This is a genomic window from Streptomyces sp. NPDC048650, assembly GCF_043199095.1.
In the GTDB taxonomy this organism is placed as follows: domain Bacteria; phylum Actinomycetota; class Actinomycetes; order Streptomycetales; family Streptomycetaceae; genus Streptomyces.
The window spans coordinates 344,745-360,931 of sequence record NZ_JBICVM010000007.1 but is presented as its reverse complement, the minus strand read 5'-3'; the positions used below and the strand labels follow the sequence as shown (position 1 = coordinate 360,931).

At 70.3% G+C, this 16,187-nt stretch carries 14 protein-coding genes; 1 reads left to right on the top strand and 13 read right to left on the bottom strand.

Annotated elements, in window-relative coordinates; all coding sequences use genetic code 11:
* Positions 1–6: 6 nt before the first annotated feature.
* From ACGFML_RS22210 to ACGFML_RS22150, 13 genes are all read right to left on the bottom strand, one after another.
* Positions 7–303 carry a putative quinol monooxygenase gene (locus tag ACGFML_RS22210; protein ID WP_393546156.1) on the bottom strand — a complete coding sequence of 99 codons (297 nt, stop codon included), beginning with the start codon at positions 301–303 and terminating at the stop codon, positions 7–9.
* Entirely contained in the window at positions 303–1,271 is a 969-nt protein-coding gene (locus ACGFML_RS22205; RefSeq protein ID WP_393546154.1) for an NAD-dependent epimerase/dehydratase family protein, read from the bottom strand. Before ACGFML_RS22205 ends, ACGFML_RS22210 begins: the two co-directional genes overlap by 1 nt.
* The gene (locus ACGFML_RS22200) at positions 1,264–2,508 is read right to left on the bottom strand and encodes an MFS transporter (RefSeq protein ID WP_393546152.1); all 1,245 of its coding nucleotides are present in this window, start codon (positions 2,506–2,508) and stop codon (positions 1,264–1,266) included. The genes ACGFML_RS22205 and ACGFML_RS22200 overlap by 8 nt, the downstream gene beginning before the upstream one ends.
* Positions 2,505–3,797: a hydrolase gene (locus ACGFML_RS22195; RefSeq protein ID WP_393546151.1), complete on the bottom strand. Its 1,293-nt coding sequence runs from the start codon at positions 3,795–3,797 to the stop codon at positions 2,505–2,507. The genes ACGFML_RS22200 and ACGFML_RS22195 overlap by 4 nt, the downstream gene beginning before the upstream one ends.
* Complete coding sequence (locus tag ACGFML_RS22190; protein ID WP_393546149.1) at positions 3,797–5,059, bottom strand: ATP-grasp domain-containing protein; 1,263 nt, start codon at positions 5,057–5,059, stop codon at positions 3,797–3,799. Before ACGFML_RS22190 ends, ACGFML_RS22195 begins: the two co-directional genes overlap by 1 nt.
* A 77-nt stretch (positions 5,060–5,136) precedes the next feature.
* Positions 5,137–6,084, bottom strand: a complete 948-nt coding sequence (locus ACGFML_RS22185) for a transketolase family protein (RefSeq protein ID WP_393546147.1) — start codon at positions 6,082–6,084, stop codon at positions 5,137–5,139.
* A complete protein-coding gene (locus ACGFML_RS22180) occupies positions 6,081–6,899 on the bottom strand; it encodes a 1-deoxy-D-xylulose-5-phosphate synthase N-terminal domain-containing protein (protein ID WP_393546145.1) in 819 nt (272 codons plus the stop codon). The genes ACGFML_RS22185 and ACGFML_RS22180 overlap by 4 nt, the downstream gene beginning before the upstream one ends.
* Entirely contained in the window at positions 6,896–8,752 is a 1,857-nt protein-coding gene (locus ACGFML_RS22175; RefSeq protein WP_393546143.1) for a M20/M25/M40 family metallo-hydrolase, read from the bottom strand. Before ACGFML_RS22175 ends, ACGFML_RS22180 begins: the two co-directional genes overlap by 4 nt.
* Positions 8,749–9,816 (bottom strand): N-acetyl-gamma-glutamyl-phosphate reductase, encoded by a 1,068-nt coding sequence (gene argC, locus ACGFML_RS22170; RefSeq protein WP_393546142.1) that lies wholly within the window; start codon positions 9,814–9,816, stop codon positions 8,749–8,751. Before argC ends, ACGFML_RS22175 begins: the two co-directional genes overlap by 4 nt.
* Complete coding sequence (locus tag ACGFML_RS22165) at positions 9,809–11,128, bottom strand: DegT/DnrJ/EryC1/StrS family aminotransferase (protein WP_393546140.1); 1,320 nt, start codon at positions 11,126–11,128, stop codon at positions 9,809–9,811. The genes argC and ACGFML_RS22165 overlap by 8 nt, the downstream gene beginning before the upstream one ends.
* On the bottom strand, positions 11,125–11,754 hold the full coding sequence (locus ACGFML_RS22160; protein ID WP_393546138.1) for a degT/DnrJ/EryC1/StrS aminotransferase: 630 nt from the start codon (positions 11,752–11,754) through the stop codon (positions 11,125–11,127). The genes ACGFML_RS22165 and ACGFML_RS22160 overlap by 4 nt, the downstream gene beginning before the upstream one ends.
* A 14-nt stretch (positions 11,755–11,768) precedes the next feature.
* Positions 11,769–12,638, bottom strand: coding sequence for a RimK family alpha-L-glutamate ligase (locus ACGFML_RS22155; protein WP_393546136.1), 870 nt, complete (start codon positions 12,636–12,638; stop codon positions 11,769–11,771).
* A complete protein-coding gene (locus ACGFML_RS22150; RefSeq protein WP_393546134.1) occupies positions 12,635–12,823 on the bottom strand; it encodes a lysine biosynthesis protein LysW in 189 nt (62 codons plus the stop codon). The genes ACGFML_RS22155 and ACGFML_RS22150 overlap by 4 nt, the downstream gene beginning before the upstream one ends.
* A 258-nt stretch (positions 12,824–13,081) precedes the next feature.
* On the opposite strand from ACGFML_RS22150, the gene ACGFML_RS22145 reads away from it, so the two are divergent.
* Positions 13,082–16,183, top strand: a complete 3,102-nt coding sequence (locus ACGFML_RS22145) for a BTAD domain-containing putative transcriptional regulator (RefSeq protein WP_393546133.1) — start codon at positions 13,082–13,084, stop codon at positions 16,181–16,183.
* Positions 16,184–16,187 lie beyond the last annotated feature (4 nt).

The window sequence follows — 16,187 nt, the reverse complement described above, 5'->3', positions numbered from 1 at the left end:
CATCTGCTACTGCGCGCCGCCTACCGGGCTGCTCGGGTGCACCTCGCGTTCGATGCGCGGCATGATCTCCTGGAGGTAGATCTTCTGGATGGCGTCGCCGGAGTCGTGGGCCTCCCAGTGGGTGCGGCTCGCCCAGCGCTCGACGAGGACGAAGCGGCCCGGATCGCCCTCCGACTGGTACGCCTCCCAGCTGACGCAGCCGTCCTCGGTGAGACACAGGGGTCGCATGCGGGCCAGGGCATCGGCCACCGGCGCGATGTCGTCGGTCTCGGGGACCCGGACGATGACGATGAGGTCGAACATCACTGCTCCTTGGAGTGGGGGGAGTCGGCCCGGTCGGCCATGGCGTTGCGGGCGACCGCGGGGAGCCACTGGGCGATCGGGGTGAAGTGGTAGCCGAGGGCTGCCGCCCGGTCGCTCGCCATGCCGAAGTCGGACGGGCAGGAGAACGGGGACAGGTCGGGGTCGCCGGAGGGCTCTTCCTTCTCGACCACGTGGGCCGTGAGTCCCGTCGCGCTCTCCACCGCGGCGCAGACGTCATAGACGTCGGCGGTGTCCGGAGACGCGACGTTGACCGCTCCGGTGGCATCGGAGAGAGCCGCCCAGGCGAGGAAGCCGGCGGCCTCGTCGGCCCGTACCAGTGAGGTCCGGCCGGGCGCCGTGTGGGCGACGACGGGCCGCCCGTCCCGGACGTGGTCGAGGTGGAACAGCAGCCGACCGGTGAAGTCGCCCTCCGCGGCCAGGACATGGGCGACCCGGGCCAGCAGCACCGGCACCTTCGCCGAGCGGGTCAGCGCCGCCTCGGCCTGGCGCTTTCCCTCGCCGTAGTGGGCGTCCAGGTACCCGGGGGCGTACCAGGGCAGGTCGGTGTCGAAGTCGTAGGCCGCCGGGTCGAGCTCCTCCTCGCGGGCGCGGGAACCGAACGGCGGGGCCGGGAAGCGCCAGCGGAAGGTGTCCTTGTTGTACACCTCGATGGTGCTGGTCATGACGATCTTCCCGACCCGGTCGCCGAAGGCCTCGCACACCTCCAGGGCGGCGTTCGGCGTGTAGCACATCTGGTGGACCACCGCGTCGAACCGCTCCCCCGCCACCGCGGCGGTCAACTCTCCGGGGACGTTGATGTCGGCGCGCAGCCGCCGCACCGCGTCGCCGAAGGGGTCGGGGGTCTGCCCGCGATTGACGATGGTGACCCGGTGCCCGTCGTCCAACAGCTTTTGGACCAGCACCTTGCCGAAGTACCGGGTGCCCCCGATGACGCAGATTTCAGACATTCTCCCTCACCTTTTCTTCGTTCTCCGTGCCTTCTGTGTCCTCGGTCTGCCGGGTTTCGTCGGCCGCGCCGGACTTCCGGCCGCTCAGGCAGATGAGCGCACAGCCCGCCGCCAGCAGGGCCGCGACGTACCAGTTGCCACCCGCCACATCGAGCGAGCGCGACAGGTCGAACAGGATCCCCGCGGCGAGGGAGCCGACCATGTTCCCCGCGCTGCGGAAGAAGTGCATCGCGCCCATGGCCTTGGCCAGTCGGTGCTCGGGAACCCTGCGGGCGATCCAGAGGTCGAACGACGGCACGAAGAGAATCTCTCCGAGCACCACCGTCAGACAGCCGACCACCACCCAGGGGCCGGTGCGGCCGGCCCCGAAGGCGACGAACGCGAGGGTCATCCCGGCCAGGCCGACGGCCATGACCGCCCCCGGGCTGAATCGCTTGTTGAACAGCTTGAACAGCGGGTACTGGAGCACCAGGATGCTGAGACCCGTGATCCAGAACGGCGACGACGGCGCCCACCCCGGGACGTACGCCTCCATGTGCAGCGGGATGCCGACCACGAAGCCCAGGGACAGGAACCAGAACGCGGCGGACAGCAGGAAGTACCGGGTGGCACCGCGCACTTCGATGCCCTTGAACGCCGTCAGGCTGAACAGCGGGGCGCGGCTGCCGGCGGCCGCCGCACCTTCGAAGCCGCCCCGGGGAATCAGCGCCGAGGCGATCAGGCAGAAGCCGATGAAGAACGCGAACACCACCGAGAACAGGGTCCGCAGCTCCACCTCGGCCAGTACGGCGCCCAGCAGCGCACCACCGAAGAGGCCGACCTGCCCCGCCATCTGGAACGCGGAGAACGCCTTGGGGCGTTCGTCCTCGGGAAAGGAGACCAGGACGTTCTTCAACCCCGGGAAGGAGGTACCCGATCCGAAGCCGATGAAGAACGCCAGCACGCTGTACGCGAGCACTCCGTCGGTGAACCCCATGAGCCCGAGCGCCACGGCTTCCAGCGCGGTACCGAGGAACACGCCCCCACGGACACCGGCGCGTGCCGCGATCCCTTCGTAGCAGAAGGTGGCGAGCAGCCGGCCGACGTACGTCATACACATGACCACGCCCGCCCAGAAGCCGCTGTCGGTCCCGCCGAGGGTGGCGACGAGCACGGGGAACCAGATGTAACTCCCCGCGTTCGCCAGGAGGATGCCCCCGGTCACGCCGATGAGTGCGCGTTTGCGTTCCTTGATCAAAACTCCTCCTTCCGGTCCGTTCCGGCGGCACGCAGCTCGGCGATGGCACGCACGACGGCCGGCCGGTCGATCGGCACACCCCTGACGACCGTGCTCAGCGGCAGGGCGGACAGCGGCCGGCCCGGGGCATGCAGGTTGTAGGTGGCGGCCGCGCCGACGTCCAGCGGATGGGTCCCGCTCGGGTCGCCGCTCAGCTCGTCGAAGTAGCGGCGGCCCCCGATCGTCGCCTGGTGCCGCAACGGCCCCTCGAGCGAGGCGTCGTCGCCGCGCAGCAGGTCGAGTTCGCTCAGGAAGGAGTAGCCGTGGAACGCGCCTGTGTTGCCCGAGTCGGTACCGATCAGCAACTTGCCCTCGCGCAGGATGGCCAGGGCGTTGCGGCGCATGTCGGCCAGCGCTGCCGTGCGGGTCTCCTGGCAGCCGAACTCGATGCCGTAGGGCTTCTCGATGGCCTGGGCGAACTCCAGGTTGCGGATGTCCTGGGTCTCGGCGAAGCCCTCGCGCCCGTACTCCGCCCCGAACTCCTCGCCCGTCATGATCATGGTGCGCAGACCGGCCAGGGTGGAGATGAACCGGGCACCCTCGAACTCCTTCCAGTCGGCCGCGTCGAGCGTCCGGTCCCGCACGGTGTGGGCGAAGAGGCGGAAGCCGCACTCGTAGGCCCAGCGGGTCTCCTGGAGGGTGTTGCAGTCGATGACGGCGGTGATGCCGCGCTCCGCGGCGATCCGGGCGGTGAACTCGAGCACCCGCCGGGACAGCCGGGAGAACTTCACCGGGCTGCCCGGCTGTTCGGTGCCGTCCGTGAACATCACCTTGAGGAAGGTGCCGCCACGTTCGACGTTGGAACGTATCGCGTGTTCGAGGTCGGTCTCGGTGGCGATCATGTGCACCGGGGCCGGGAACTCGACGCCGTGGCCGGTGAGGCCGGCGGCGTTCGTCATGGCGGTGACCGCGTAACCGCAGTGCACCAGCTCCGGGCAAGGCAGCGCCGATTCCGCGCGGCCCTCCTCCCAAACCTCCTTGACCAGCGGGAATCCGAACATGTCGACGACGTGCGTGACTCCGCTGTACAGGTACTGCAGCGCGACGATACGGGGATCGTCCGGCGAGTCGTCGAAGTTGGCGGGAAGGCTCACATGGGCGTGGGTCTCGACGAAGCCCGGCCACAGCTCGGGCGTCGCCGGGTCCTCGGCTGTCCGCTCGGCGACGGGCCGGATACGGGAGAAGTGCCCGTCCTCGACCGCGACGTCGAAGACCGCCGTCGGGTCCAGCTCCGGAATGGCGACACGCATCACCGGGCCACCTGCACGGAAATGGTGAACTCGATGTCGTCCAGGGCGGCCTGGACGCGTCCGGCCGCCTCGTCCCGGTCCCGACCGGTGAAGATGAGGTGGCCGAGCCAGTCGAAGTTGCTCTTCGACAGGCGGGACACGGTACGACCCGGCTTGGCGTACGCGAGGGCCTCGTTGAAGCCCGGAGCGTCCTTGATCCGGTCGAAGCCGATGGAGACCAGCTCGCCCTCGACCGGGGAGCCGAACCAGTGGCCGCTGGCGATGACGTCGCCGGGGATCGGCAGCTCGGGACGCTCGCCGAGGGCCTGGCGGATCACCTCCAGGTAGGCGTTGACGCCGCTGGAGAGCTCCATCAGCTGCGGCACGATGCCGCCCGTGAGCCGGCCGTTGACCTCGCACAGCACCGGGCCGTCCGCGGCGAGGATGTACTCGGCGTGGATGAAGCCGAAGTCGATGCCGATGCCCTTGAGGACCTCCTCGTTCATCGCGAACAGCTCGTCCTGGAGCGGGTGGCCGCGGAAGTAGGTGAGGCCCATCTCGATGAAGTACGGGAAGCCGCTCAGATTGCGGTCCGTTATGCCGAGGTTGACGATCTCGCCGCCCTGGAGCACACAGGCCTCGACGGAGACCAGCGCGCCCTCGACGAACTCCTCGACCACGATGTCCGGGATACGGGTGACTCCGCGCCCGTAGTCGCCGACCGACGCCAGCTCCGCAAGGTACGCGGCGAGCTCCTCCTCGTCGCGGAGCAGCAGCACGTGCAGGCTCGCGGTGCCGTCGGAGGGCTTCACCACGCACGGGAAGCCGATCTCACGGACCGCGGCCTCCATGGCGTCGCCGGACGTGGGCTCGGCGACGTGCACGAACCGCGGCTGACGCACGTCGGAGTCCCGCAGGGCGAGCCGGGTGCGGTGCTTGTGGCGGGCGTTGAGGGCCCCCTCGACGCTCATGCCCGGCAGGCCGAGGGAGCGGGCCACCGACGCCGCGTGCACCGTGTGGTACTCGCTGTACGTCATGACGCCGTGCACCGGCTTCGCCGCGTGCACCTCCTTGGCGAGCCGCTCCAGCTCGTCGATGGAGAACACCGTCCCGCTCTTGATCACATTGCACCGGGGGTGCGCGAACGCGGCCTCGGCCAGCGGCGAGGCACCCAGGTAGAAGTCGGGGTCGACGGACACGAAGGTCACGTCGTGCCCGAGCTCCAGGGCGTTGGCGATGCCCGCGATGCCGTTCGGGTTGCACTCGATCATGAGGATATGCATGGGAAGTTCCTTGTCTTCGGGGGGTTTCGGGGCGAATTTCGGGGGGTTTCGGGGCGAATGCAGAGAGACGGCGAGGGTCAGCGGACGCAGCCGCCCACGGGTACCGGACCCGAGGCGTCCGTGCGCATCCGGGCCACCGCGGACAGCACGGCGGGCAGATCGAAGCCGAGGCGGGCCATGACCTCGTGGTGGTCGCCGCCCTCGGCGGGCCAGTCGTGGCCCGCGTTCACACCTGCCACCTCGCACCGGGGCAGCAGCAGTGCAAGCGCTTCGGCCACTCCGCCCTGGCTGCGGTGTTCCTCGACGACGACGAACCGGGTGTGCCGGCCTGCCAGTTCCGCGGCCGCCTCGGCCAGGTGCTCGTGGTCCACATAGACCAGATGCGCGTGGGAGACCCCGGTGGCGGAGCGCGCGGCCAACGCCAGGCGAGTGCCCTCCTCGCCCACCGACACCAAGCAGACGTCATCGGGATCCGCCCGGAACTCCCAGGTGACCAGGGGAAGTTCGGCGCCGGGTGGATTCAGCGACTCGTACGCGGCGTTCCGGCCCGTGCGGATGTAGTGCGGCCTGCCGTTGCGTACCGCGGACCGGACCACCGCACGCATCTCGGCCTCGCCGTACGGCGCCGCGATGGTCACGCCGGGGACGCTGCGGAGCACCGCGAGGTCCTCCAGGCAGTGGTGGGTAGTGCCGAACCAGGCACCGGACACGCCCGCGTACGGTGCCACGACGGTGACCCCGGCGCCCAGATAGCCCAGCGTGAGCTTCAGGCTCTCCGCGGCCCGCAGCGCCGCGAAGGGGGCGAAGGTGCTGACGAACGGCTTGTACCCGCCGGCGGCCAGGCCCGCCGCCATGTCGATCATCGCGCCCTCGGCGATACCCACGTTGAAGAACCGGTCCGGGTGCGCGGTCTGGAAAGGATGCTTCTTGCCCCCGAGGTCCGCCTCCAGGCAGACGAGGGCGGTGTCCTCCGCGGCGAGGGTGGTCAGCTCGTCCCGGTAGGCGTCACGGCCGGAGAGAGTCATCGGATCGCTCGCTTCCACTTCGCGGCGCGCAGGGCGTCGATGGTCACGTAGTGAGAGCCGGCCTTGCCCTCCACCGCCGGCACACCCTTGCCCTTGACGGTGTGGGCGACGACGGCGAGAGGGCGGCGGGCGGCCGACCGGTCCGTGGCGAACAGCTCGGTCAGGGCGGCCGGATCGTGCCCGTCGACCTCCGCGACCTCGAACCCGAAGGCGGCGAACCGCTCGGTGAGGTGCGGCAGCGGCGAGATGTCCGCGACGAGCCCGTCGTTCTGCCCGCCGTTGCGGTCCACGACGAGCACGAAGTTGCCCAGTTCCCGCGCCGCTGCCACCTGGCAGGTCTCCCAGACCAACCCTTCCTGGAGCTCGCCGTCGCCTGCGACGGCGATGCCCAGGCCGCTCTGTCCGCCGATCCGGCGGGCCAGGGCCCAGCCCGCCGCGTACGGGACGCCGTGCCCGAGGCTCCCGGTGGGGAACCGGACACCGGGCACCTTGGGCCCCGGATGGCCGGTGTAGGGCTGGCCCGCCCGGCCGTACAGCGGCGCGGGGTTCTCCGGCAGCATGCCGGTGACGTGCAGCGCGGCGTACAGACCGGCGGCGGCGTGCCCCTTGCTCAGCACGACCTCCGTGCCGTCCGCGGCGGAGGCCCGGTGCAGGGCGGCGATCAGGATGTCGAGCACCGACAGGCTGCCGCCCAGATGGCAGCCGCGCTCGGACGCCGCCATGTCGACGACCAGCCGCCGGGCCTCCAGGGCCCGTTCGGCCAGGGTGGACGCGAGTGCCTCGGCGCCGGTGGGACTGTCGAGCACGGCAGTCATCGGTGGCTCCCTTCCGGAAGGGCGAACCAGCGGTTCACCGCGTCGGCGAGCAGCGCGCGGGCGGCGCGGTACTCCTCGCCGCCGATGCGCTCCTCGTCGGTGTGGTCGAGGGCGGAGTCGCCCGGCCCGTACGCCACCATCGGCACGTCGTGCCAGGTGGTCGCCAGGGTGTTCATGTCCGACGTCCCCTTCTTCACCACGAACCGGGGCCTGACCCCGGCCTCGGCGAAGGCCCGGGTGAAGGCCTTGGCCAGGGGGCCCGACCGGCCGCCCTGGTGGCCCGGAGTGGCGCGCAGCGCCTCGATCTCGACGTCGTCGCCGACGTGTTGGAGCGCGGCGGTGCGCAGCGCCTCGAGATCGGCTCCCGGCGGCACCCGGAAGTTGAGGGTTCCGTGTGCCCGGTCGCGCTCCCGGCCACGCTCGCAGCGGATGTCGATGACCGCGCTGAGCGCCTCGGGCGCCTGCTCGAGGACCGATGCGCGGATCTCTCCGAGGGCGCGGATCAGACGGTCCGGGGCCGACACCGCATCCATGCCGGCCGAGTGGCCGGTGGGCACCGAGGCGGTCACCGCCAGTTTGAAGAGCCCGAAGTAGCCGAGGGTCAGCTTCCCCGAGCCGCTGGGTTCACCGATGACGACCGCATCGGCCGCGTGGTGGTCGCGGACGTGGAACGCCCCCTTCGAGGAGGAGATCTCCTCCTCGACCGCGCCGACCACGACCAGTTGGCCGTCCTCGGGCACGGCGGCGTCCGCAAGCACCTCGAGGAAGGCGGCGAGGCTGCCCTTGGCGTCGACGCTGCCGCGCCCCCACAGCTCACCGTCACGCCATTCGGCGGGCCAGCGGTGGGGAACCGTGTCGAGGTGGCCCAGGAGCAGCAGTCGCCGGGATCCGGTGCCCCGGGACGCGACGAGATTGCCCGCCGGGTCGATGTGGGCCTCGATGCCCCGCTCGCGGCACCACTCGGCGAGACAGGAGGCGAGTTCCGCCTCGTCGCCGGAGACCGAGGGCACACAGACCGCGCGAGTGAGCAGGTCGAGGTCGTCGGCGGGCCCCCGGGTGCGCCAGAACCGGGTCCACCCCGACATCTCGCTCATGGTGTGCGGGCCGGTGATGGCCACGTCGGCGCTGCTGCCCGTCAGAGCGATCTCGGCTGCGCGCACCTTCTGACGCATCCGCCCGCCGGCGTACCGCGCCCCGTCGCCCGGATGGGCATCACGCAGCGTCGAGTCCGGGGCGTCCGGGTCGGTCAGCAGTCCCGCGGTGCCGGTGACCAGCCGGAGGTGGTCGGCGTCCAGGGCGACCGCGAGCACCGCGGCCAGTACGTCGGCGTCCACGTTCAGTGGAGCGCCACCGTCCCGGTCCGCGACGGGTGGGGACAGGCAGACCACGTCGTACGCGTCGAGCAGGGCGTTCAGCGCCTCGGTGTCGACGTCGGCGGGTACGCCCGCCCGGTGGTCCCGGACCACGACGGGGCGGCCCTCGGCGGACAGCGCCTTCAGCGGGCGGTTGCCCCGGCCGGCGACCAGGTCGCCGCGCGCGGCGACGGCCGTGAACGCCCTCAGGCCCAGCGCCCGCAGGCCGCGTGCCACGGCGGGCAGGGTGACCCGCTCGTAGGCGTCGACGAGGTGGTCCATCTCCTCAGGAGGGCAGTAGCGCACCACGTCGCCGTTGGTCAGCCGGAGCGTGGGGACCGGGCGGTCGATGGCCGCGTAGTGGCGTTCGATGCCGGTGGCCCCGCCCGCCACCACGAGCACTCGGGCACCGCGGGCGGCGACGTCGGCGATCTCCTTGTGGATGGCCTCGCGGTCGAGCGTGGCACTGCCGACCTTGATGACATACAGCGGTCGGGTCATGGCGACACCGCCGTGATCGGCAGCCCGGCCGCCTCGTCGAAGCCGTGGATGAGGTTCATGGCCTGGATGGCCTGGCCTGCCGCGCCCTTGATCAGGTTGTCGAGGGCGGCCACCGTGACGCACTGACCGTCGCGGACGGCGACCGCCACCTCGGCGACGTTCGAGCCGGTGACGGCCTTGAGCATGGGGAAGTCCTGCGGAGCCTTGGGCGCCGGGCGGACCCGCACGAACGGCTTGCCGACGTACGCCTTGGCGTAGGCGCGCTTGACGTCCAGGGCGGAGACTCCGGGCCGCAGCTCGGAGTACGCGGTCACCATGATGCCGCGCGCCACGTCCAGGCTGTGCGTGGAGAACCTCAGATCGACAGCCGCGCCCGTGAAGTCGGCGAGGGCCTGCTGGACCTCCGGCGCGTGCCGGTGGCCGTGCAGCTTGTGCACCCGGAAGTTGCCGCTGCGCTCGGCCGGCGGCTCACCGCTCCCGCGGCCGCCGCCGGTGGACCCGGTCTTGGCGTCGACCACCACCCGGTCGGCGACCAGCGGATCGGCGCCGGCGAACAGCGGGTACAGGGCGTAGACCGTGGTGACGGCCATGCACCCCGGCAGGCTGACGAACCGGCTCTCGGGGATGCCGGCACTCAACTCCGGTACGTAGTAGGCGAAGTCCTCCAGTGGCGGGTGGGACGCCGTCCCCGGGTAGTACCTGCTGACCTCCTTCTCGTCGCGGAGCCGGAAGTCACCGCCCAGGTTCAGCACGCGCTTGGCCCGGTCGGCGACCAGCGGCAGCTGCTCGGGCAGTGTGCCGGTGGGCAGGCAGCCGAAGGCGACATCGACGGTGTCGGTGTCCGCGAACTCGGCCAGCGGCCGGAAGGTGAGACCGGCCGCCTTGGGGTGGTTGCGCAGCCAGGGGTGGCTGCTGCCGACGGTGGTGCCCGCGGCGCGCTCCGCCGAGAGGAACGCGAGTTCCACCTGCGGGTGCTCCAGGAGGAGCCTGATCACCTCGCCGCCGGTGTAGCCGCTGGCGCCGAGGACGGCGACGCGGAGCTTCTCGTGCGCTGCCTCAGCCAAGGCGGGCCGCCTTGTCGTAGGGGCGACGGTAGTCGCTGCTCTCGACGAGCTTGCGAATGGCGTCCGGACGACGAGCGACCTTCCGGAAGGCGTCGGCGTAGCGCAGGATCCGCTCGTACTCCACCGGGGAGCGCAGCTCGCGGCAGAGGACGAGGGTGCTGTCGAGCATGCCGAGGGTGACCGGGAAGTCCTCGGGCCGGTAGTCGCGCACGGCACCGGGGTTGAGGGTGAAGGGGTAGCCGTTACCGAAGCCGTCCCGGTGCTGGAAGGGCAGGTGACACGCGATCGGGGTGTTCTGCCACTCGCGGGCCGGGACGCCCTCGGCGACCAGGAGCTCGTGCACGGCCTCCTTGACCGCGAACACCGGTATGTCGCCCAGGCCCACGGCCTCGGGGTGCAGGGTGGTGCGGTACATGTTGTACGCGTGGACGTGCCCGCTGGGTACGTGCGGCGGGGTGAACAGGCCGGTCTCGCGCAGGGCTTCACCCAGCAGCGCGGCGTTGCGGGCCCGGATCTCGTCGTAGTACGGCAGCCGCTGGAGCTGGCTGGCGCCGAAGGCCGCCGCGACCCACGACATGCCGTAGTCGATGCCGTGGTGCTCCAGGTAGGCCCGGGCCCGGTCGTAGCTCTCCTCGGTGGCGAAGAACGCGATGCCGCCCTCGCCGCCGAGCGGGAAGTTCTTGTCGGCCATCAGGCTCTGGCCGGCGGCATCCCCGAGGGAGCCGGCCACCTGCTCGCCGATCTTCGCGGAGTGGGCGTGCGAGGCGTCCTCGACGAGGGCGATGCCGTGCCGGTCGGCGAGGGCGCGCAGGGCCGACACGTCGGCGGGCAGGCCGTGCACGTGCACCGGCATGAGGGCGCGGGTGCGGTCGGTGATCGCGGCGGCCGCGGCGTTGGGGTCCATGCAGTAGGTGACGGGGTCGATGTCGACGAACACGGGGATCGCGTGCGCGGCGACGACGGCCTGCGCGGTCGCGATGAAGGTGAACGCCGGCACGATGACCTCGTCGCCGGGCTGCACACCGGCGCCCACGAGGGCCATGTGCAGGCTGGAGGTGCCGCTGGCCGTGGGCAGTGCGTACGCCGCGCCGACGTAGGAGCGGTACGCCTCGGCGAAGTCGGCGACGACCTTCTCGGGCGCCTGCCGCTGGGCGACCATCAGGTTGAAGACGTCTTCCTTGGTGATGATCGGGAAGAGGGTGCGACGCGACGCCTTGGGGATCATGGCCCCGCCGCCGAGGGCGGCGAGTTCGAGGTCGCGTTCGGCAGGATCGGGCAGGGGCAGTGGTACTGCCGGGAAATCAGTGATCATGAGCGTGCTCCGGTGAGAGTGGCAGGACGTGCCGCCTGGGTCAGGGCCATCCGCACGCAAGCGGCCACGAGGGGGCTGAGCCGGTAGTTGAACTGGACCCCGGGCACCAAGGAGGCGTCGGCCTCTTCCTGCGTCCACATCGTGCGCAGGTCGTAGGCACCGAAGATCTTCAGTCGCTCGGCCCGGGCCCAGACGCTGTCGTCGTCGGTGAGGACGGCGGCGGCCGGTCCGAAGCCGAGTCCGGTGAGGTCCACGACGAGGGCGGGGGCGGTGGCGGCCCGGGTCAGCTCGCCCAGTCGGTCGGCGTTCGCGGAATCCAGCGCCACGTAGTCGTACGCGGCCGGCCCCCGGTCCTCGACACTGACGCCGAGCCAGCTGAGGAAGCGGCCGGTTGCCGCGTCCGGCTCGGACACGGCGGCGGTGTCGCCGTGTCCGATGCCCTGGCCGGCGAGCGCCGCGTGGATCGCGGCGGTGCGGCTGTTGACGAGCACGGCCCGGGCGCGTCCGCTCTGCTTGGTCAGCAGTCGTTCGAGGCCGGGCAGTTCCCGGTCACTCTTCTCGATGCTCATGACCACGCCGGTGGTGAGGACGCGGGCGAGCACCGTTGCGGTGTCGAACAGTTCCATGGATCTTCTCCGTGTCACACGGCTGAGGCCGTGAGGGTCTCCGCGACGTAGGCGGCGAGGTGGCCAGCCACGTTCACTCCGTGTTGCGCGGAGGAACGGGCGAATTCGGGATTGGCGTTCACTTCGAGCACGAGCAGCTCGCCCGCGGTCCGGTCCTCGACCAGGTCCACCCCGTAGAAGCCGGGGCCGAGGGCGTCGACGACCTGACCGCAGAGCTTCTCCATCTCCGCGGTGACCTCGATGCGCTGGACTTCGGCGCCCAGGTGGGTGTTGGTGCGCCAGTCGTCCGACACCCGCTGGATGGCCACCACCGGGGTCCGCCCGACGACCACCACCCGCAGATCGTGGCCGGGCTTGTCGACGTACTCCTGCACGACGACGGGGAACTGCTTCCCGGCGGCATCGGTGGACTCGCGGCCCGCGGCCCACGCCTCCACACAGTCGAGGTGGGTCATCTTGCTGACGCCCCGTCCCCAGGAACCGCTGACGGGCTTGACCACGGCGGGCATGCCCATGTCGGCGACGGTCTTGCGGACCTGGTCGAGGCTGAAGGCGTGTCGGGTGTCGGGGTGCGGAATTCCGTGCTGCGCGAAGAGCAACGACTGCAGACCCTTGTCGTTGCACGTCTCAATCGTCGCCGCGCGGTTGAGGGTGGGAACTCCGGCGTGTTCCAGGCGTCGCGAGACGCTGATCGCATCCCGGTGGGAAAGGTTCCTGATCAGGGCGAGAGCGGGCGGGCCGGTGTGGCCCGCCACGATCTCGGCCAGATCCTCCATGAGCAGCGGTCGCGCCGTCAGGCCCTCGTCACGCAGTGCGCCGAGGAGCAGCTTCTCCTCCGGACGCAGCATCGTGACCGAGAGCAGGACCTGGTCGGAGGTTGTCACTCGCCCCAGTCCTCTTCCACCTCAGGGGCAAGGTCCAGGCGTACGCCCGCTGCGGACTTCTCGACGACCTCGTGTTCCTGGCCGCAGGCCCCGCACTCGGTTATCTCGCCCTTCTCCCAGTCCTCGCGCACCTCGAATTCGGTGTCGCATACGAGACAGCTGGCGACAGTGGTCGCAAGTGTCATGACGATGACTCCTTTGTGTGGAGTGGCGTCGCAGGATGTGCCGGCGCCGTGAGTTGCGCAGGGGTTTCGGTCCGAGCGCATTCCGGGTCCTCCGCCTCCGGCACCGGTGGATGCCTCGGGATGCACGGAGGAGCGCCACTTTCGGTGGCTGAAAGGAGCCTGCCTGGCGGTGATACCGCTCACCTACCGGTCCGGTACCGCTCGCTGCGGTAGTCGCCTTGAACTGGTATTTTCCAGACAGCACATGGGGGGTGCACATTGACATATACAGAAATTCGCGGACTGCGCTTCAACGTTCTCGGATCCCTGGAATGCCTGGCCGACGGGCAGCGGATCAAGCTCGGCGGGCCGCTTCAGGAGCGCATTTTGACGTCTCTGCTCCTGGAGTCCGGGCGGACGGTGTCCACCGAGCGCCTCATTGAGACAGCTTGGGGAGAAACCGCACCCGATACCGCCAAACAGCAGGTCCGCAAGGCCATTGCCGACCTTCGGCGGCGCATACCCGATGGTCCGGCGCTGATCGTGACCGAGGACGCGGGGTACCGCGTGTCCGTGGAACCGCTCCAGGTCGACCTGCACCTCTTCTCCCGCCATGTCCAGATCGCCACATCCGACCGCTCCGACGGCGAGCTCGGTACGGCGGCCGGGGAGCTGCGGAAAGCCCTCGCGCTGTGGCGGGGCCCGGTGCTGAACGGAACGGGCGGCCCGGTCCTCGACGCGGCGTCCACCGTCCTGGAGGAACGGCGACTGGCCGCGGCGGAGGAGCTCTTCGCACTCAGGCTCCAACTGGGCGAGGACAGCGACATCGTCAGCGAAATACGCGAGTTCGCCGACGCCCACCCGCTGCGCGAGGGGCTGCGCGCCCAGCTGATGATCGCTCTGTACCGTGCCGGTCGGCAGGCCGAGGCGCTCCACGAGTACGCCGCCGTGCGCGATCTGCTGGCGGAGGAGCTCGGGATCAGCCCCTGTCCCGAACTGGCCGGCCTGTTCGAGAAGATCCTGCGGGCCAGCCCCGAACTGGACACGCCCGCACAAGCGCCCTCGGCCTCTTCCTCCCGACCGTCCGATGGGGCGCGAGCCGCCGAGAACGCCCCGTGCACCCTGCCGTACGAACTACCGGACTTCACCGGCCGTCACCTGGAACTCAAGTATCTGCTCGATCGGGGGCAGGCGGGCGAAGGGGTGCGGATCGTCGCCGTCGACGGGATGGGCGGCGCCGGCAAGACCACCCTCATCGTGCGTGCGGCTCACCGCTTGGCCGCCTCGTATCCGGACGGGCAGCTCTACATCGATCTGCGCGGCTTCACCCCGGGCGAGCGCCCCCTCGCACCCGAGGAGGCGACGCGCATACTGCTGCGCGCCCTGGGGACACCCGACAGCGCCGTCCCCGATGACACCGAGAGCCGTCTCGCGATGTGGCAGGCCGCCTCGGCCTCGCGGAGACTGCTCCTCATCCTCGACAACGCGGCCGAGGCCGCTCAGATCCGCCCGCTCCTGCCCGTCACGTCCGAGTGCCTGGTCCTTGTCGCCAGCCGTCGCCGACTGCTCGACCTCGACGGGGCGCACTGGATATCACTGGGCACACTGGCGCCGCAGGACAGCGCGGCGCTGCTCACCCACACGCTCGGCGAGGAACGCGTGGCCGCCGACCCTGAAGCCGCGAAGTCACTGGCCAACCTCTGCGGGCATCTGCCGCTCGCACTGCGCATCGCCACCGCCAGGCTCCACAATCGCCCCCGTTGGACGCTGCAGTACTTCGTCGACCGGCTCCGCGAGGAGGGTGCCCTGCTCACGGAGCTCCGCTCCACCGAACGCAGCGTCGCCACGACCATTCAGCTCTCCTACGAGGCCCTGGGCGAGGACCACCGCCGGGCGTTCATGCTCCTCGGAGTACACCCCGGGCCGAACTTCGACCCTCATGCGGCCGCGGCTCTCACGGACATGACGCCCAAAGACGCGGAGCAGATGCTGGAAGACCTGCTCGACTCGCAACTACTGCAGCAGCACGAGGCAGGGCGGTACTCCTTCCACGACCTCATCCGCAGCTTTGCCCGCAGCCTCTGGGACGATTCCGTGCGGCACGAGAAGGACACCGCGGTCGGCCGGCTGCTGAACTACTACCTGGGTGCCACCAACGAGGCGTGCCGGATCCTCTTTCCCGGTCTGCGCCGGTGTGCGTCCGCTCCGACCGGCAACGCGCCGGGGCTGCCGGCGTTCGGTGACGCACAGGCCGCCCGCCGGTGGTACGACCGGGAGAGCAGGGGCCTTCAGGCCACCGTCCGACTGGGGCAGAGACACGACTTTCACCGTTTAGCCAGTTACTTGGCCAGAAACACGGTGCTCCACCTGCATGCGCAGGGAGCCATCCAGGACTTCCGCGAGCTGGCGGAGGTCGCGGTGACCGCGGCCCGCCGGGCGGCGGACACCCAGGCCCTGTGTCTGAGCCTGGCAAACCTGGCCTCGGCTCACCAGATACTCGGAGAGTTCCGGTTGGCGACGGAGTCCGCGGAAGAAGGGCTGCGGGTGGCCCGCTCGCACGGGGACCCCGTCAGCGAGGCAGCCTTCCTGGACCTGCTCGGCTGGGCACACATCGTGCTGGGCAGCCTTTCCGAGGGATACGACCTCCTGTTGCGGGGAATCGCGCTCCACCGCGAGTTCGGAACCCTCAGGCGGGAATCCATCGCGCTCTGCAATCTCAGCACCCTGCACCTGTGGCAGGGCCGGACCACGGAAGCGATCGCTGCCGCCGAACGGGCCGTCATGCTCTGCCAGGAAGTCGGAGAGCGGGAGCACGAAGTAGCCGCCCTCAACGACCTGGTCATAGCGCACCTGGACGGAGGCGACGACGCATCGGCCCAGAGGCACCTCGACCGGGCGCTGGCACTCGGCGAAGACTCCGTGATGCCCAGGAACCGGGCCATGTCCCTGGCCCTGCGCGCCGTACTGCACCAGCGGAACGGACAGGGCGACGAGGTGATGACGTACGTCGATCAGGCACTGGCCCTAGTCGGCCCTCTGGGCACGGTGACGTGGCAGTGCGAGGTCGAGAACATCGCAGGGCTGGTCCACCAACGCGGAGGGGACCACGAGAAGGCGCTCGGCCTGCACCGAAGTGCCCATCAGAGGGCACTGGGTATCGGATACCGCATGGGTATCGCGCACGGACTGCACGGCATGGCAAAAGCCGAGACGTCGCTGGGAATGCAGGAAGCCGCCCGTGAGCACTTGCGCGGCGCCGAGGAACTGTTCGCTGCCATGAACATTCCCCGCGTCATCCTGGGCTCGCCCGGCCGTGCGCCTGTGTGCTGCCCCCCTGGCTCCTTTTGCTCCAGCACTCAGGCGCACGGCATCAGTCAGTAGCCCA

What these genes read in the sequence shown, in the direction of transcription:
- ACGFML_RS22195 (WP_393546151.1), bottom strand. Translation starts at nt 3,797, where the DNA reads ATGCGTGTCGCCATTCCGGAGCTGGACCCGACGGCGGTCTTCGACGTC.
- ACGFML_RS22210 (WP_393546156.1), bottom strand. Translation starts at nt 303, where the DNA reads ATGTTCGACCTCATCGTCATCGTCCGGGTCCCCGAGACCGACGACATC.
- ACGFML_RS22205 (WP_393546154.1), bottom strand. Translation starts at nt 1,271, where the DNA reads ATGTCTGAAATCTGCGTCATCGGGGGCACCCGGTACTTCGGCAAGGTG.
- ACGFML_RS22160 (WP_393546138.1), bottom strand. Translation starts at nt 11,754, where the DNA reads ATGGAACTGTTCGACACCGCAACGGTGCTCGCCCGCGTCCTCACCACC.
- ACGFML_RS22190 (WP_393546149.1), bottom strand. Translation starts at nt 5,059, where the DNA reads ATGCATATCCTCATGATCGAGTGCAACCCGAACGGCATCGCGGGCATC.
- ACGFML_RS22185 (WP_393546147.1), bottom strand. Translation starts at nt 6,084, where the DNA reads ATGACTCTCTCCGGCCGTGACGCCTACCGGGACGAGCTGACCACCCTC.
- ACGFML_RS22150 (WP_393546134.1), bottom strand. Translation starts at nt 12,823, where the DNA reads ATGACACTTGCGACCACTGTCGCCAGCTGTCTCGTATGCGACACCGAA.
- ACGFML_RS22165 (WP_393546140.1), bottom strand. Translation starts at nt 11,128, where the DNA reads ATGATCACTGATTTCCCGGCAGTACCACTGCCCCTGCCCGATCCTGCC.
- ACGFML_RS22180 (WP_393546145.1), bottom strand. Translation starts at nt 6,899, where the DNA reads ATGACTGCCGTGCTCGACAGTCCCACCGGCGCCGAGGCACTCGCGTCC.
- ACGFML_RS22175 (WP_393546143.1), bottom strand. Translation starts at nt 8,752, where the DNA reads ATGACCCGACCGCTGTATGTCATCAAGGTCGGCAGTGCCACGCTCGAC.